At 55.5% G+C, this 14,768-nt stretch carries 16 protein-coding genes and 1 pseudogene; 2 read left to right on the top strand and 15 right to left on the bottom strand.

The window, feature by feature from the left end; translation table 11 throughout:
• The 13 genes and pseudogenes from rimO to CAFE_RS17205 form a co-directional block, all read right to left on the bottom strand.
• Nucleotides 1–1,329: a 30S ribosomal protein S12 methylthiotransferase RimO gene (gene rimO / locus CAFE_RS17145; RefSeq protein WP_156991290.1), complete on the bottom strand. Its 1,329-nt coding sequence runs from the start codon at nt 1,327–1,329 to the stop codon at nt 1–3.
• Between the two features lie 18 nt (nt 1,330–1,347).
• Nucleotides 1,348–1,773, bottom strand: coding sequence for a pyridoxamine 5'-phosphate oxidase family protein (locus CAFE_RS17150; RefSeq protein WP_207708897.1), 426 nt, complete (start codon nt 1,771–1,773; stop codon nt 1,348–1,350).
• Nucleotides 1,727–2,377, bottom strand: a complete 651-nt coding sequence (locus CAFE_RS17155; RefSeq protein ID WP_066650158.1) for a regulatory protein RecX — start codon at nt 2,375–2,377, stop codon at nt 1,727–1,729. Before CAFE_RS17155 ends, CAFE_RS17150 begins: the two co-directional genes overlap by 47 nt.
• Nucleotides 2,374–3,522 carry a recombinase RecA gene (gene recA, locus CAFE_RS17160; RefSeq protein WP_083210284.1) on the bottom strand — a complete coding sequence of 383 codons (1,149 nt, stop codon included), beginning with the start codon at nt 3,520–3,522 and terminating at the stop codon, nt 2,374–2,376. The genes CAFE_RS17155 and recA overlap by 4 nt, the downstream gene beginning before the upstream one ends.
• Nucleotides 3,523–3,611: 89 nt before the next feature.
• Nucleotides 3,612–4,466 carry a peptide chain release factor N(5)-glutamine methyltransferase gene (gene prmC, locus CAFE_RS17165; protein WP_156991291.1) on the bottom strand — a complete coding sequence of 285 codons (855 nt, stop codon included), beginning with the start codon at nt 4,464–4,466 and terminating at the stop codon, nt 3,612–3,614.
• The gene (locus CAFE_RS17170) at nt 4,463–5,431 is read right to left on the bottom strand and encodes a DUF1385 domain-containing protein (protein ID WP_066650153.1); all 969 of its coding nucleotides are present in this window, start codon (nt 5,429–5,431) and stop codon (nt 4,463–4,465) included. The genes prmC and CAFE_RS17170 overlap by 4 nt, the downstream gene beginning before the upstream one ends.
• Nucleotides 5,432–5,458: 27 nt before the next feature.
• Entirely contained in the window at nt 5,459–6,892 is a 1,434-nt protein-coding gene (locus CAFE_RS17175) for a sensor histidine kinase (protein ID WP_066650152.1), read from the bottom strand.
• A 47-nt stretch (nt 6,893–6,939) separates the two neighbouring features.
• The gene (locus tag CAFE_RS17180) at nt 6,940–7,650 is read right to left on the bottom strand and encodes a response regulator transcription factor (protein ID WP_156991292.1); all 711 of its coding nucleotides are present in this window, start codon (nt 7,648–7,650) and stop codon (nt 6,940–6,942) included.
• Between the two features lie 21 nt (nt 7,651–7,671).
• Complete coding sequence (locus CAFE_RS17185) at nt 7,672–9,021, bottom strand: FG-GAP repeat domain-containing protein (protein ID WP_166525173.1); 1,350 nt, start codon at nt 9,019–9,021, stop codon at nt 7,672–7,674.
• 269 nt (nt 9,022–9,290) lie between these two features.
• Entirely contained in the window at nt 9,291–9,668 is a 378-nt protein-coding gene (locus CAFE_RS17190; protein ID WP_156991294.1) for a hypothetical protein, read from the bottom strand.
• Nucleotides 9,669–9,792: 124 nt separating this feature from the next.
• Nucleotides 9,793–10,215 carry a hypothetical protein gene (locus CAFE_RS17195; RefSeq protein WP_156991295.1) on the bottom strand — a complete coding sequence of 141 codons (423 nt, stop codon included), beginning with the start codon at nt 10,213–10,215 and terminating at the stop codon, nt 9,793–9,795.
• On the bottom strand, nt 10,212–10,616 hold the full coding sequence (locus tag CAFE_RS17200) for a PadR family transcriptional regulator (protein ID WP_066650136.1): 405 nt from the start codon (nt 10,614–10,616) through the stop codon (nt 10,212–10,214). Before CAFE_RS17200 ends, CAFE_RS17195 begins: the two co-directional genes overlap by 4 nt.
• Before the next feature lie 321 nt (nt 10,617–10,937).
• Nucleotides 10,938–11,138, bottom strand: a pseudogene (locus tag CAFE_RS17205) (IS110 family transposase); the annotation flags it as partial.
• A gap of 285 nt (nt 11,139–11,423) precedes the next feature.
• Here CAFE_RS17205 and CAFE_RS17210 point away from each other — a divergent pair.
• A complete protein-coding gene (locus CAFE_RS17210) occupies nt 11,424–11,879 on the top strand; it encodes a hypothetical protein (protein WP_156991296.1) in 456 nt (151 codons plus the stop codon).
• 16 nt (nt 11,880–11,895) lie between these two features.
• Nucleotides 11,896–12,312: a hypothetical protein gene (locus tag CAFE_RS17215; protein ID WP_083210023.1), complete on the top strand. Its 417-nt coding sequence runs from the start codon at nt 11,896–11,898 to the stop codon at nt 12,310–12,312.
• 44 nt (nt 12,313–12,356) lie between these two features.
• Here the strand turns inward: CAFE_RS17215 and CAFE_RS17220 are convergent, their stop codons facing one another.
• Complete coding sequence (locus tag CAFE_RS17220; RefSeq protein WP_139104048.1) at nt 12,357–13,628, bottom strand: M14 family metallopeptidase; 1,272 nt, start codon at nt 13,626–13,628, stop codon at nt 12,357–12,359.
• Nucleotides 13,629–13,685: 57 nt separating this feature from the next.
• Nucleotides 13,686–14,618 (bottom strand): 1-phosphofructokinase, encoded by a 933-nt coding sequence (gene pfkB, locus CAFE_RS17225; RefSeq protein ID WP_066644646.1) that lies wholly within the window; start codon nt 14,616–14,618, stop codon nt 13,686–13,688.
• Between the last annotated feature and the right edge of the window lie 150 nt (nt 14,619–14,768).

Consider the following 14,768-nt stretch of genomic DNA (forward strand, 5'->3'; position numbering starts at 1 on the left):
TTACTCCACGGCGCGCCCGGCCGGGTCGCCGTCGATGCAGTCGGTGATTTTTACGTCGGCAAACCGGCCCGGCTCCGGCTTACGGCGCGCCGAAAACCAGACTCTTCCGTCGATGTCCGGCGCGTCCGCCGTGCCGCGCCCGTAACAAAGGCCCGCTTCCCGGTCAAAGCCCTCCGTCAGCACCCGAAGGGTTTTCCCGACCAGAGCTTCCGCCTGCTCCTGCATAATATTCATCTGGAGCTCCATGACAAGCTCCGCGCGGCGGCGCTTGACTTCCTCTTCCAGCTGGCCCGGCAGCTCCGCCGCCGCGGTGCCTTCCTCCTGCGAGTAGGCAAAGCACCCGAGCCGTTCAAACCGGATTTCGCGGACAAACCCGCAAAGCTCCTCAAAATCCTCTTCCGTTTCGCCGGGGAACCCGGCGATCAGGGTCGACCGCAGAATGATTCCGGGAACCGCGCCCCGGATTTTGTGCATCAGCGCGGTCAGGGAGGCGCGGTCGCCGACCCGGCGCATTGCTTTCAGAATTCTGCCGCTGCAGTGCTGGAGCGGTAAATCAAGGTATTTTACGATTTTTTCTTCCGATGCCATCGTCTGAAGCAACTCGTCGGTGATGGAATCCGGGTAAGCGTACAGAACACGGATCCATTCCGGCCCGTCGATCCGGCAAAGGCGGCGCAGAAGCTCCGGCAGCATCAGCTTGTGATACAGGTCGTACCCGTAACGGGACGTGTCCTGCGCAATCAGGATCAGCTCTTTTGCCCCGCCGGCGGCGAGCGATCGAGCTTCCTGCTCAATTTCCTCCATTGCGCGGGAACGGTACGGGCCGCGGATCGCCGGAATCGCGCAGTAGGAGCAGCGATTGTCGCACCCCTCCGCGATTTTCAGGTAAGCCGAGTATCGCGGGGTCAGCAGACTGCGCTCTCCGCACAGAGGCAGCTTTGTCTTTTCCGGGAACAGCTCTGTTTTGTCCCCTTCAAGCGCCTTTTGAACGACCTGGGCAATATTGCTGTTCGCCCCGATGCCCGCGACCCCGTCAACCTCCGGCAGCTCGCGGAGAATCTGCTCCCGGTAGCGTTCCGCCAGGCAGCCGGTCACAACGATCGCCCTGACTTGCCCTTCGGCCTTTTTCTTCGCAAGCTCCAGAATTTCACCGATGGATTCCTGCTTCGCCGCGTCGATAAATCCGCAGGTATTTACGATCGCGACATCCGCTTCCGCCGCGTCCTTTTTCAGTTCATAGCCCGCTTTCAGCAAAATCGCGAGCATCAGCTCCGCGTCCACCTGATTTTTGGGGCATCCAAGGTTCACAAGTCCTACCGAATATGCCATATCTTCTCCTGATTTTGTTCAGACGATAAAATCCTCCGAATGAAAATTACTATAATATCTGCCAGCCATCGCCGTGAATTTCAGCACGCAGTAGTCGGGGTCCGCGACGCCCTCCGGATAGTATCTGTCATCGCCTTCCTGCCAGATCATCGCCTTGGACTCCGCATCCTCCAAAACCTGCATGGTGCCTTTGAGCATCACGCCGCGAAAAAAACGCTTGTCGCAGAAATAAATGCAGGCCTTGGGATTTTCACGGTATTGCGCCGCACGAAGCGACGATGTGTTGGTCGTAAAATAAAACGCCCGGATTCCCTCGCGTTTTCTGGGGGAGAACATCGCCTTCACGTTCGGAAAGCCGTCCGCGTCGGCGGAACCGACGTACGCCGTTTTCTGTTTGTCAATCAGATTGCCGATCGTCTTCTCCGCATCCCGCAAAGCTGTCATCCTCTTCCTCAAATTTTCTGAGCCCGCTTTTGATGTCATCCCACCGGTAACCTAACCTTTGCAGCGCCGCCACAACGCGGCGCCGCCCCTTTTCGTCGCCCAGAAGGCGGGCGTATTTCTTTTGGAGAAGCCTTTGGACGGCTTCGACCGGGTCCGGCTCGCTTTCTTCCACAATGCGCTCCGCCAGATCGCGTTCGATCCCCCGTTTCGCCAGCTCCCATTTTACACGGGAAGCGGAGCAGCCCTTGCGTCCGAACAGTTCCGCTGCAAGGTTCCGGGCATACTCCTCATCATTGACCATCCCGAGTTCAACCAGTCGCGAGGCGGCCCGCTCGGCCGCCTCGCGCGAAACGGTTCGGGCAATTTTGTCTGCAAGCTCCTTTTGGGAGTGGGCGCGGTGTTCCAGAAGATAAAGGGCCTTTTCCTGCGCGCGCCGCGCGTCGCTTTTCCGAATCAGCTCGTGCAGCCGCTCATCCGACAGTTCCGCGCCCGGTTTCAGCCCGGAGAGGACAAAGGTCTCCGTATCCACGCTGACGGCGTATTCCCCGTCGACAAAGAGGGCCGTCAGGCCCTTTCTGCGGGGTTCCGCCGCGGAGAGCATCATTCGTCGTCCGCCTCAATGTCAATATCGGAATTGGCGCCCGCTTTCCCGTTTCCGGCGTCCTCTTCCTTGACGGCGGTTTCCACGGGATGAATTTTCGATCCGGGCGTCGGCTTATTAAACAGCTCCGTCATATGCTGCCGAATCTGTTTCTCCAGTTCTTCCGCCGTATCCGGATGTTCCGCAAAAAAGTTTTTCGCGTTTTCGCGCCCCTGCCCGATTCTGATGTCCTGATAGGAAAACCACGCGCCGCTTTTCTGCACAAGGTCAAGCTGAACGCCGAGGTCCAGCAGCTCTCCGTCGTGCGAAATCCCCTGTCCGTACATCACGTCGAACTCCGCGGAGCGGAACGGCGGCGCAATCTTGTTCTTGACCACCTTCGCCCTCGTATGCGAACCGATCATTTCCGTTCCGTTTTTCAAGGTTTCGACCTTGCGGATATCGATTCTGACGGAAGCGTAGAATTTCAGCGCTCTGCCGCCCGGGGTCACCTCGGGGTTGCCGTACATCACGCCGACTTTCTCGCGCAGCTGATTGATAAAGATCGCCACGCAGTTTGATTTGGAAATCGCGCCCGCCAGCTTGCGAAGGGCCTGGGACATCAGGCGGGCCTGCAGGCCGACGTGGCTGTCGCCCATTTCGCCCTCGATTTCCACCCGCGGTACCAGCGCCGCCACCGAATCCACCACGATAACGTCGATCGCGCCGGAGCGCACCAGTGCCTCCGTGATTTCCAGCGCCTGCTCGCCGGTGTCCGGCTGAGAGACCAGCAGGGAGTCCACATCCACGCCGAGCGCGCGCGCGTAAACCGGGTCCAGTGCGTGTTCCACGTCGATGAACGCGGCGTTGCCGCCGTTTTTCTGCCCCTGCGCGATGCAGTGCAGCGCCAGCGTGGTTTTGCCGGAGCTTTCCGGCCCATAGATTTCTATGATCCTGCCGCGCGGCAGGCCGCCGATTCCAAGCGCCAGGTCAAGCCCGAGCGAGCCGGTCGGAATCGCCTCGACATGCATGGCCTCGTTCTGTCCCAGGCGCATGACCGCCCCTTTGCCGTACTGCTTTTCGATCTGCGCCAGCGCCGTTTCCAGCGCCTTCTTTTTATCGGTTCCCTTGCCGACCAGCTTTTCCGGCATCTTTTTTCCCGCCGCCATACTGAATTCCTCCCGTCAGGCTCTTTCATTTCTTCCAATTCATTATAATCGATCGTCCGGGGAAAAGCAAGGACTTTACGAACAAATGTTTATCTCGCTTTTCTTGCGGAAACGACCCGGTCAATGTTGTTAAAATCCTTGTAAAAGCGGATTTCGGAGAGACCGGCATCCGCAAAGAGGGCGGCAACCCGCCGTGCCTGATCCTCTCCGCACTCCACGCACAGAACGCCGCCCGGCCTTAGCCGGGGCGCCCAGATTTTCGCGATCGCGCGGTAGAAGTCAAGGCCGTCCTCACCGCCGTCCAGCGCTTCGCGCGGTTCCCGCCGGACCTCCGGCTGAAGGCCGGGCAGCTCCTCCGCACGGACATAGGGCGGGTTGGAAACGATGCAGTCCAGGTCCCGGAACCGCTCCGCGGAAGCGGGATTCAAAACATCGAGGCGAACGGCCCGAATATTCGAAAGCCCTTGCCGCTCCAGATTGAGGTTCAAATAATGAAACGCGGGCTCCAGCCATTCCGCCGCGCCGACCTTCGCGCCGGGGAATCGCGCCGCGAGCGTGAGCGCCACCGCCCCCGTGCCGGAGCACAGATCAAGAATTTCCGGTTCGGAGGAGTCCTCAAGCAGTTCCGCGGCGGTGCCGACCAAAAGTTCCGTCTCCTCACGGGGAATCAGCACGCCCTCCCCAACCAGCAGGTTCCTCCCGCAGAACGGCCACTCCCCCAAAATATACTGAAGCGGCCGCCCGTTGATGCGTTCGCGCAGAAATCCCCGGAGCTGTTCCGTTTTGACGGGGTCGGCCGCCTGAGCCGAGCGGAGAATCCGTTCCTGCCGGTCCAGCCCGAACGCTTTTTGAAACAGGCATCCGGCTTCAAAATCCGGGCCGTCGATCCCCGCGTCGAACAGAGCGCGCCGCCCCTCCCGGTAAACCTCGCCGACCGTGCTCATGAATCGCTTTTCAGCGCGATTTTGTCCTCTCCGTTTTCGGGAATGACTTCCTTCATCGCGGCAATCGCGGCTTCCATCATTGAGTCGTCCGGCTCCTTGGTCGTGATGCGCTGTACCCAGAGCCCGGGCGCCGCGATGATCCTCGTCAGCATGTTTTCGTTTCTGCCGCAGTAACGAATCAGTTCATACCCGATGCCCATGACCAGCGGAATGCACAGGATTTTGACCGCTGTGCGGAGCAGCGGATTGGAAAACGGGATGAACAGGCCGATGAAAATGCCGACCAGCAGCATCAGCACCAGAAAGCTTGTGCCGCAGCGCGGGTGGAACCGGCGGTGCCGCCGCACATTTTCCACGGTGAGCTCCTCGCCGCTTTCATAGCAGAAAATCGTTTTATGCTCCGCTCCGTGGTACTGGAACAGGCGGCGGATGTCCTTCATCTGCGAAATCGCCGTCATGTACGCGAGAAGGATCACCATTCTCATCAACCCTTCCACAGGCGAGCGCCAAACGGCAAAGTCCGGCCCTGCTGCCCCCGGAATCAGGTTGAAAAGCCAGGTGGGCAGAATGTAAAACAGCGCGATAGCCAGCAGGATGCCGAAAACGGTCCCGATGGTCATCACGATATTTGTGATCTGGTCGCCGAACTTGTCGTTCAGCCATTTGTCGAACTTGGATTCCTCCCCCTCTTCCACCTCCTCCATGCCGGAAATTTCGGCGGAGCGGGACAGGGCGCGGTATCCGACCGCAATGGAATCCACAAAGGCGGCCACGCCGCGAAGAAAGGGCAGTTTTAAAAGCGGATGACGGGTGCGCGGATCTTTCGCCGGCAGCTCTTCCAGCGTGATTTCACCGTCCGGCTGACGCACGGCAAGGACCGTTTTTTTCGGGCCTCGCATCATGATTCCCTCGATCAGGGCCTGTCCCCCGATGGATGTAATGCACTTGATCTTCTCTCTGGGCATAAACTCCTGGTTTCCTTTCTAAGTAAGTTATGTCTCCTGCAGTTCGTTTTCCAGTTTATCATAGGTGGGAATTCTGATGGTTACCGCCGTGCCGATGTTTTCATGGCTTTCAACTTCAAGGCTGCCGGAATGCAGATTCATAATTTCATCCGCGAGCGCGAGGCCGATGCCCGACCCGCGCACGGTCTGGTTTGCCTTGTAGAATTTCTTTTTCACGTTCGGAAGATGCTCCGCAGGGATTCCGCAGCCGTTGTCGCTGATGACGACGCGGATGAAGCCGTCCTCCTCGTCGGCGGTCACGCTGATGGTGCCGCCCTCGCTGGTATATTTCAGCGCGTTGTCCAGAACATTGACGAACACCTGGCGCAGCCGGTTGATGTCGCCCAGCACGGGGGAAAGCATTTCCGGCTCTTCATACAAAAGGAATTTACGCTCCGACGAAGCTCGCTCACTGAACATATAGACGGCTTCGCCCAGCTCCGCCAGAAGATCGATTTTGTCCATGGTCAGCGTCATGCGGCCGCTCTGCATACGGGAAAAATCCAGCAGCTCCTCCACGATTCCGGAAAGGCGCTCCGACTCGCGCACAATGATGCTCATGCCCCGGCTGAACGTCTGCCGGTCGGTGTCCCCTGCCTGAATCGTCTCCGCCCAGCCCTTGATGGCGGTCAGCGGCGTTCGCAGCTCATGGGAAACCGAGGAGATAAAGTCGTTTTTCATCTTTTCGCTCTGGCCCAGTTCGTCCGCCATGTCGTTGATGGTGTCGCAGAGCCTGCCGATCTCATCGTCGTTCGTTTTCCGGATGCGGGCCTTGAAATCGCCCTGCGCGATCAGCCTCGCGGTCGCGCCGATCCGCTTGATCGGAACGATAATCGACCGCATGAAATAATAGCTGGACAGAATGACAAACAGCAGGATCAGCAGGCCCGCGATCATCAGCGCGCCCACCACGATGAAGATCTGCCGGTCCGCATCCTCAAGGGAAACGACATACCGGATGGCCCCGACCGTATTGCCCAGATTACTGCGCATCACGCGGGTAACCGCCATGACCTTTTCCCCGCTGGAAAGGCGGCCCGTCCAGGTACCGTAACCGCCCGAGCTTTTCAGCGCGGCCTCATAATCCGGAATTTCCTGGTCCTCATCCGGCGCGAAGCCGATGGAAGTGCTCAGGATTTTTCCGGAGGAGCTGATGACCATCAGCTCCATGCTTTCCTTGTTCGGAAAATTTTCCACATAGCTGCGCGCCGCGGTGGAAAATTCCGTGGGGGATTCCCTGCCGTAGCTGGAAAACATATTCGTCAGCTCATCGCTCCGGCCGTTCAAGGCGGAGCGGATTCCGTTGTAGACATAACCCTGAATCACCGCGGAAAGGGTTGCGATCAGCGTCACCACGATCAGCAGAATCACCCCAAGGCTGTTTAACAGCCAGCGCTTTGTGATGCTGCTTTTCTGGATCATGCCGGTCCCTCCTTTCTCCGCGGATCAATTCCCGATTGATGGCGGGCTCAGCCCGCCCCTTCCCATTTATACCCAAGCCCCCAAACCGTAATGATATGCCTGGGGTTGGACGGTTCGTCCTCCACCTTCATTCTCAGCCTGCGGATGTTCACGTCCACGATTTTTTCCTCCCCGTAGTACGCGTCTCCCCAGACATGCTTTAAAATGTCCGTGCGGTCCAGCGCGGTGCCGGGATTGCTGAAGAAATACTCCATGATCTGAAACTCCACCTGCGTCAGCTCCACGGGCGTTCCCCGCCGCAGAAGCGTGCGGTTGCGCAGGCTGAGCACAAATTCGCCGGAGCGGATTTCATCGCGCAGACCGCCGCTGCTCCTTGACTGCTCCAGCGCGACGCGCCGGTAAACCGCGTCCACCCGCGCAACCAGCTCGCTGGGGGAAAAGGGCTTTGTCACATAATCGTCCGCCCCCATCATCAACCCGCTGACCTTATCCATTTCCTGCGTTTTGGCCGTCAGCATGATAATGCCGATCGAACCGCTCCTGCGGCGGAGCTCCTTGCAGACCGCAAGTCCGTCAAACTGCCCCGGCATCATAATGTCCAGAACCGCAATGTCGATTTCATTCCCTTCCCGATCGTAGATCTGAAGGGCCTCCTCGCCGTTGGCCGCCTCGCGTGTCTCATAACCGGCGCGCTTTAGGTTAATCACGACAAATTCGCGGATCGCCTGCTCGTCTTCCGCCACCAGTATCGTTTTCATTGGGTCTTCCTCCCGACCTAATTAATCTTTTGAAATCACCTGAAACGCTTCCAGGACTTCACTTTTGGTCATGGAAAGCGGGTTGTCCGGCGAAGGCAGGCTTGCCGCGAAAACCGAATTGTCGCTTTCCAACAGTTCAAAATAATTTTTGGTGCCCTCCCCCTGCTCCCACTCCTTGCGCGTGAAGGTCTGAATGGTCAGCAGCGGCGAACCGGTAAACCCGGCCTTGTTTTTCTGCGTCGTCAGCCATTCGTAAACCGTCACCGTACGGGAGCTCGGATCCAGCTTTGCAGTCGTCTTTCCCCGCCACATATCGGGAATCGAAAACCAGTATCCGTCCGAATAGTTGATGAACATGCTCATCACGCGGAACAGGGTGCTGGTATCCGTGTCATAGCGGAACCAGCTGGTCAGATAGGCCGAATCGTCGGAGGTTTTTCCGCTGTAGCCCGGCATCAGGGTTACCATTGGAACTTCGATGATCCGGTCGCCGTTGATATCCTTGCTGACGACGGAAGTATTCCGTTCGGTGCTTTTGGCGGTCTTTGTTTTCGGGTCGTAAAACGGCGAGCGGAGCGTCCCCGTTTTTTTATCCCAGTAAAGAAGCTCCGTCACCATGGTGTCCGCCGATTTGATTCCGTCGAGGACAATGCCGACCTGCTTCGCATTAATCAGCCCCGTCAGGACGGACACATACTTGGTGGCCCCGGAGTCCAGCGGAGCCGAACCCATCTGTTCAATCGACCCGTCCTTGACGCGCAGCAGCTGCGCGGAGGCCGGCTGATCGCCGACCGATACGCTCGCGGTAAAGACTTCATCGCGCCCGTCCCCGTCAAAGTCCATCACCGCCATTTCGGTATAGCTCTGGCTGAGCTTCAGCTCCTGCATCTGGTCGTTTTTGTTGTAGTAAACACAGATGTCCCCCGTGTTGTTCAGGCTGCTGCCCCAGCCGACGACCACCTCGTCCTTTCCGTCGCCGTCCAGGTCGCCGAAGCAGACCCGGTCCACCTTGGAGGCCGGATTGTTAAAGGTACCCATGCTTTCCCATGTTCCGTTGGTTCTGCGCATGAACATAATGTTGATTCCGGCCGTGTCGTCTCCCTTTTGATAAAAGGCGATCGCCTCGTCATTCCTGTTTCCGTAAATATCGTGCTTGATAATCGCGGAGCGGTAGTCCCCCGCGGAGGGATATTTCAGCGTCATTTTTCCGCCGGCCGTGCTTTCCAGCAGATTCTGAATGTCCGCCTCGTTTTCACCGGTCGGCTTCGGCGCGTGCATCAGCGACTGGGCGTCCAGCCCGACGAAGGAACAGCCGGACAAAGAGGCGAGCATCAAAAACAGAGCCGTTAAAACGGCGGCTTTCCACTTCATGCGGCAATTTCCTCCCTTCCGGCATGAATTGAATTTATTATAACATAATTCATAGTAAAAAACAGTATCAAAACTGTAAACAGACACACCCCGCCCAAGGCGCGCCAAATACGGACGGCATTTAAAATATACGCCGCCAAGCAGCTGTGCGTCACCTGCCGAACCGCTATAAGAAAAGTAATCTTTTAGGAGCTGAAAAGCTGAAAACACCCCCTGCAATCCGGTCATCCGGAGATGCAAGAGGTGTTTGTTTCTATATGTGTTTTCCCTTAAGAAATTGTGCCGGAGGGCGAGCAGGTTAAAGAAATGTCAACATCTACCGTTTGAATCGGAATCACGCCGGACCACTGTGTCAATGTCGAAGAAAGACTTGCAGTGTCCTTATACGCTTTAAGAGATTCGCTGCCATACGACCAGCCGCTTACCGTGGAATGGCTTGCGCTTTTGCTTATGACCCATGCGGAAGAACCGTCGTAACCAAAGCTTGCCTGTAAAGTGACGGTAGCTACGGTCGATCCGTTTGCCTTGTAGGTCTTTGTCCGGGTAGCGCTTCGCGTGGAAAAGGTAACCAGTGCTGCGGTCGCCGAATTGAATATCGTAGTTTTCGTCTCTACGGTAAAACCGTTCCCCAAATTCTCCGTCGTCACAGAAGTGGATTGGGCCTTCTGAGAAATGATGGTTTCCTAAGCGTAACTTGGAACAGAAACGCAAAGTGCCAATGCGACGACCAGGGCCCAAGAAAATAGCTTTTTCATACTCAAGACCTCCGTTTTAATTTTTTGAGGACGCAGCCATAGATGACGGTGCGTCAGTTTCCTGTCTGATGATCGTAACGGTTCCTTCTGAAATCACAGTCGCGCGTCTGACCCAGCTTATGTAAACAATAACGCCAACAAGAACGATAATGGCCAGCGTGAGCAATGCAACAGCCAAACGTCTTTGTCTTCGCCGAACTTTACGAAATCTTTCAACTTCTGTTTTATCCGGAAGCGTATTCAGAAATGTTTCCGCCAATTCTTCGGGCCTGCCTACATTTATGACGATATCATCAAAAGTTGCATCCGGCTGATTTTCCAAAAAATCGGCAACAAGGCGGCGTGCCTCCGCCATGAAATCAGTCTGCGACTTTCTGGAACAGAACAGATGCTTCCGAATTCCCTTATAGTAGTGTTTCAAATCGTCTTCCAGACTCATACCTTATCTTCCTCCCCACGGAAAAGAGTCCCGTCCTGCGACAATATTTTGTCGACGACTTTCGTGACCGTCCGGTATTCCTCGATGATTTTCTCCAGATAGCTTTGTCCTTCTTCTGTAATAGAAAAATAGATTCGCATTCGGTTATCTTCCGAAAGGACCTTGTTAGATTCTGCGATATAGCCGAATTTCTCAAGCCGGTAAATCGCAATATAAAGCGTATTGAAAGTGAGAACTCCTTCGCTGAATCGTTCCATTTCGCGCATCATTTCATAGGTATACATGGGCTTTTGGCGTAAAAGGAACAATACCAGCATTTCAGTGGTCGCTTTTTTCAGCGACTCTTTGATTCCGGCAGGCGTGCCGCTTATTGAGGAAGAATCCCGTTTTTCTTTTGTCAACCGACCAACCTCCAAGGTCTAACTTGCTATGACATTATCATATCATAAAATTATTCAAAAAACAAATATATTTATCATTGACAATCATTAGAACAGATGATATGATGTTAATGAAGAAAATTACAATCTATATCAATCGGGTGCAGAGAGGGTGAGTCCATTGGACCCTGTGACGGGGTGAAAAATTCCTCTTTTATGTTCCATCCATTCAGCGGCGAAATTATAACCGGGCTTTGAAAGTGGTCCTAAGCCTGCAAATAAAAAGTCAAGCCCTAGTTGAGAAAAAAACTGCAGTTAAATGCAGGAAAGGCAAAAAGGCGGTGCCACAGGCTCATAATGCCGTCCAGTATGCTCCAAGATCACGCGCGTTTCCCCCTCCAGACTTTGCAGTAAATTTGCCAACTTGCTGAGTTCGCTGGAGGTGTGGCGTACTTCATAGGGTTTTACCACCAACTCTCCAAAAGGACGGATCACTGACACCATGCTTTTCCCTTTGGAAACATCAATTCCGACTGCTTTCATAACCCACGCTCCTATTACAGATTTACAATTGGCGAGCCATCCTTTCTCACTGCCGATTCTATCTGTTTGATGACACGAACGCGCCGGACGGCGGCTCTACCTGCACAAATCGAACGCTGCGAACAAGAGGATGGCTGACTGACTTACGTACGGACGCAAAGTCCTTGGAGGTATCCGTCAGACCCATTGCTCTCTTATTCTAACAGCTTAGGCAACGAGATGGAAAAAGACATGGCTGGATTACCATGTCTTCCACCAAATATATAGTAACAGGAGGTTTTTATAATGGTTGTTTTAAAGAAAAAATTTAAGCCGGTCGTCTTTATATTCCTCATAGGGGTTTTATTATCATTTTTTACGGTATCTGCTTTCGCCGATAGTCTAGTGTCCAGTGACGAAACTTATTTTTCAACCTATGGCCATGATTATGAAGGGAGGTCCTTTCTGTCAATGCACACCTCAGACCATACTGCATCTGCAGGAGCAGAAACAGGCAACCAATTAAATGAGCGAGTTCCAACCGGTTATCTCGCCGTTGTGGCCAGACTATTTAACAATGATGATGATCTTATATATTCAACGGGCTTTCAATATAGCGATGGCCCGGCTATAGCGCTTCAAGTTAGCACTAATTCTTCTACAACCAGAACAACTTATTACAGTCAAGCAATTTCCGGCGCTTTTAACGGCGATGGTTATGACTATTATTTGGTTAATCGCACCCCTTCCCTTACAAACTAACAAAGGAGATTTTATCGTGAGAAAAAAAATATCCGCAAGAAAACCCATTCATTTGATCGCCTCTCTGGGAGCGGGACTTCTTCTCGGTGCATTTTTAGCGGTTTTTTCATTGATTCATGTTGACGCAAGAACATCCGCAGCCTCCGTCTACCAGAAAAATGCGGCAGGGCAAACCTACGGGTCCGAAAAGCTGGCAACTTCTTTTGAAACGGAACCGGATTTGATCGCCGCAGTCGGAACCAACGGGGCAAAAGGCTATGTGAAAGCAACGGATTTATACGGGGAACTCCCCAAAACACCGGAAGAGGCCGTATCAAAGCAAAAGCTGCGTAAAAGCAAGGCGGCCCGGCGGATTCCGCTCTATGAGAAAGACGGTACAACTGTTATCGGTGAATTTGAACTTTCTTCCGGAAACGCGACTCTCATTCAATAAAACAGCCTCCGGCGCGGTTTCACGCCGGAGGCTCTCTCTGTTCTTCAGACGGTCGATGTGTAAAGCAGCATCGGCAGATTCGTCGCATAGATGGTGTCGAACTGGGAAATCGGGAGCGGGTTGGTCCCCGTGCCGACTTCCACCGTGTAGCCGGGTCTGCGGTACTCCTGGGTAAACCAGTCCTTGTAGCCGGAGTAGGAAGTGACTCCGGCGGCCTCCTCAAGCCCGTAGCCCGTGATTTCCGCCATCTGTTCGCCGATGACTTTCGCTTCCTGCGGAGCCATGTTCATAAAGTTCCAGTAAATGACGCGCCCCTGCGAATGGTAGGCGATGACCAGCCGGAAGTTATGGTTCTGCGTAAACCGGACGACCGCGCGGGACTCCGGCTCCGAAAGGGGATACGGCCCGGGGTAACGGGTCGGTCCGGGGCCGGTGATTCCAAGAGCCTCGGCCGCTTCTTTTCCAAGCTGCCAGGCGGCGTCATAGTTATGGTTCAGGTCGACCCCGTGAATATTTGCTTCCCAGTCCTTTGAAAAATCCGTGCTGCCGCTGTTCCAGCGGACCAGGTCGCCGGAATAGGGGTTTCCCCGCTGAAGCCCGTCGATCACCAGATTCACACCGTCCGGGTTGACCATCGGCATCAGATAAATGCTGCTACGCTGCCACATCGAATTGATATCGTAGCCCTCAAGCTCCCCGCCGTAGGCATACGCCCGCAGAACGTCCTCCGCGAATTTCATTAAAACAGGCGTGGTGATCCATTCCAGCGCGTGGTGCGCCGCATTGTAGAATACCTGATTCGACCCTCTGCCGAGGCGCAGCGTGTAAAGGGTTTTGCCGAGCACGCTGTTCCCGGAATTGGTCACTTCCAGAAACGGATAGCGCGCTTTCAGCCCCTGTATGCTGTGCGTCAGGACCTCGTAGGTAAAAGCGGTGTCGGTCGGCACCACGTCGAAATCATACGGCACCACGATCCGGCGGCCCACCGGGAGGCTTTCCGGAATCAACTCCGGATTCGCCGTGGACAGTGCCTGTACGGAGGTGCCGTATTTTTGCGCAATTCCATAAAAGGTATCGCCTCGCCGCACCGTATACAGGTCGTAACCCAGCAGAAAGCGTTCGAGGACGCGCCCGGTCGCGGGCCCGATCACCCCGTCCGGCACAAGTCCGAATTGCCGCTGAAAGCGTTCCACCGCTTCCCGTGTTGCCGGACCGAAAGACCCGTCAACCTCCCCTGAAAAATAGCCGGACCGTTTCAGCACCGACTGTATTTCCATCACGTCGCTGCCGGACATTCCCTCCTGAAGGGTCCTCAATCTCATCACCCCAAAAATGATTCTTTTTCTATCATTTGTATTGGGGGAGAAAGGCGATTATTCTATTTTTTCTACCGAAATCAGCGGCAGCATCTGTAAGAATCCTTTCCGCGTACACATCTGGGTTCCCTCCAGAACCAGCGAACCGTGCGCGGCGGCGACCCCGTACCGCAGGACTTCCGGAATCGGCATTCCGCGAACGAGCGCGTAGCTCATGCCGGCAACCATGGAATCGCCCGCTCCCTGAAGTCCCCGCACGGGGACGTCCGCGCCGGCTGAAAACCAGGCGTCGTCCTCCGTAACCAGCAGGGCGCCCTCTTTCCCCAGCGATACACAGACCATTCCGACTCCGAGCTTAACGACGCGCCGCGCAACCCGGAGCGCGTCGGCACGCGATGCAATCCGCTCGCCGAACGCTTCCTCCAATTCGTCGCGGTTCGGTTTAATCAGGTACGGACTCCCCTTGATTCCCTCCAGCAAAAGCTCCCCGCCGGCGTCGATCACCGTGCGCACCCCATGCCGCTCGGCCCGCTCCGCCAGCAGACGGTAATAATTTTCGGGAACTCCGGGCGGAGTGCTGCCGTCCAGAACCAGCAGCGAAGCCTTCGGCAGATTCCGTTCCAGCGTCCGTTCGAATCGCTCCAGAGCGTCCGGCCCGACTTCCGCGCCGGCTTCGTTCAGCTCGGTCATGACCCCCGCCCCGGCGTCAAATATTTTAATGTTGGTGCGCAGAGTGCCGCCGACTTCCGTCAGCTCGCCCGAAAGTCCCTTTTCACAAAGCGCCCGCGGCAAAAACTCCCCGCTTCCGCGGAAATTGAACCCCAGGCACCGCGTGTCTTCCCCAAGATTTTTGAGCGCGGCGCTGACGTTGATCCCCTTTCCGGCCGCGTCGCAGCGCGAAGCGGAAACGCGGTTTGTTTTGCCCGGAACAAAACCTTCCACCTGAACGGTGCGATCGATGCACGGATTCAATGTTACAGTTATGACCATTTTAACCCCCCGATTTTTGAGGCTGCGTTTCTGCCGTTCCCTGAAACAGCCGGATTCCTCTATACTATTCTCAAAACCAGCCCGGTTAATCAAAGGTTTCCCGGAAAAGGACCCAAAAAGCGGCACCTCCGCAACGGAGGCGCCGCTCAT

This window comes from Caproicibacter fermentans (genome assembly GCF_009746625.1).
Lineage (GTDB): Bacteria > Bacillota > Clostridia > Oscillospirales > Acutalibacteraceae > Caproicibacter > Caproicibacter fermentans.